Below are 1,230 nucleotides of genomic sequence, written 5' to 3'. Positions count from 1 at the left end.
GGGGGATAGCTGAAATAGGCGGTCAATTCAAGCCAGTTGCTTTCCCAGGAGCGAATAATGATGGGATACTTCTTCCCCCACTTGTCTTTGAACATAGCAAATGCTGATTCGGCCTCTTCCAGCGTAAGAGCTTGATAGACTTTTTTTAAATCTGCCAAAACGGCCTTTTCTTCCTTGAACGGTACATATTTCATCGAGTTGCGAATCTGGTGAATGACGCACAATTGAATCTGGGTTCTTGGGAACGCTGCGTTGATTGCTTCGGAGAAGCCCGCCAGTCCATCCTTGCAGGCAATCAAGATATCTTCTACACCACGACTTTTCAGATCTGTGCACACATTGAGCCAGAAGCTCGCACTTTCGTGCTCGCCGATCCAGATGCCCAAAATGTCCTTATGACCAGACATCGAAATGCCGAGAACGCTGTAAGCTGCTTTGTTGACGATTCGATTTTCTTGACGGACTTTAAAATGGATGGCATCCAGAAACACGATGGGGTAAACCCGATCCAGCGGTCTGCATTGCCATTCTGCCACCATTGGCATAATCTTGTCGGTCACCTTGCTAACCATCGCAGGAGATACATCGATTCCGTACAGATCCTTCATGTGTTCCTCAATGTCTCGTGTAGACATTCCTTTAGCATAGAGTGCGATAATTTGCTCCTCCAAGCCATTTGTGGTAGTTTCATGCTTCTTCACAATGTGAGGTTCAAATTCGCCGTTACGGTCACGAGGCACACGAATTTCTGTGTTCCCGAACTTTGTCTTTAGCGTCTTTTTACTATACCCATTCCGACTATTTCCTGAATGATCCCCATCGGTACTATGTTTGGTATAGCCCAAATGGGCATCCATTTCAGCTTCAAACAACTGCTGGATGGTGTCACGGAACAAATCTTTCAGCATGGTGTGCACGTCTTCGATGGTACGGCAATCCTTCGCTAACTCCTTGATCGTCATGTCTCTTTTGTCTTGCATAAATGATCATCTCCTTAATGGGAAGTTTAACCATTTACACAAAACTTTTTACGCTCTCAATAAGCCGAAACGGTCAGGGAATCAAGCGGCACTACAGCAGATATTTGACAAAGTGCTTCATGGGAAGAAGCTGAATCGTACCGAAACATCGACTCTGTTGAAAGCAATAGCGGCTGTAGTGGAGAAGTAACCCCCCTAAATTTTTCTTTTTACTGGATAAGAAACTTATGTTTTCCTTAGGTACTACCAT

General features: G+C 45.0%; 1 protein-coding gene. It reads right to left on the bottom strand.

Annotated elements, in window-relative coordinates; translation table 11 throughout:
- Positions 1–980: IS256 family transposase (locus EDM57_RS22440; protein WP_122906899.1), on the bottom strand; the 980-nt coding region annotated here is incomplete at its 3' end.
- Between the last annotated feature and the right edge of the window lie 250 nt (positions 981–1,230).

Source organism: Brevibacillus gelatini, from assembly GCF_003710935.1.
Classification (GTDB): domain Bacteria; phylum Bacillota; class Bacilli; order Brevibacillales; family Brevibacillaceae; genus Brevibacillus; species Brevibacillus gelatini.
Note: the sequence above shows the minus strand (reverse complement) of the source record. Positions and strands in the feature narration are given on the sequence as shown.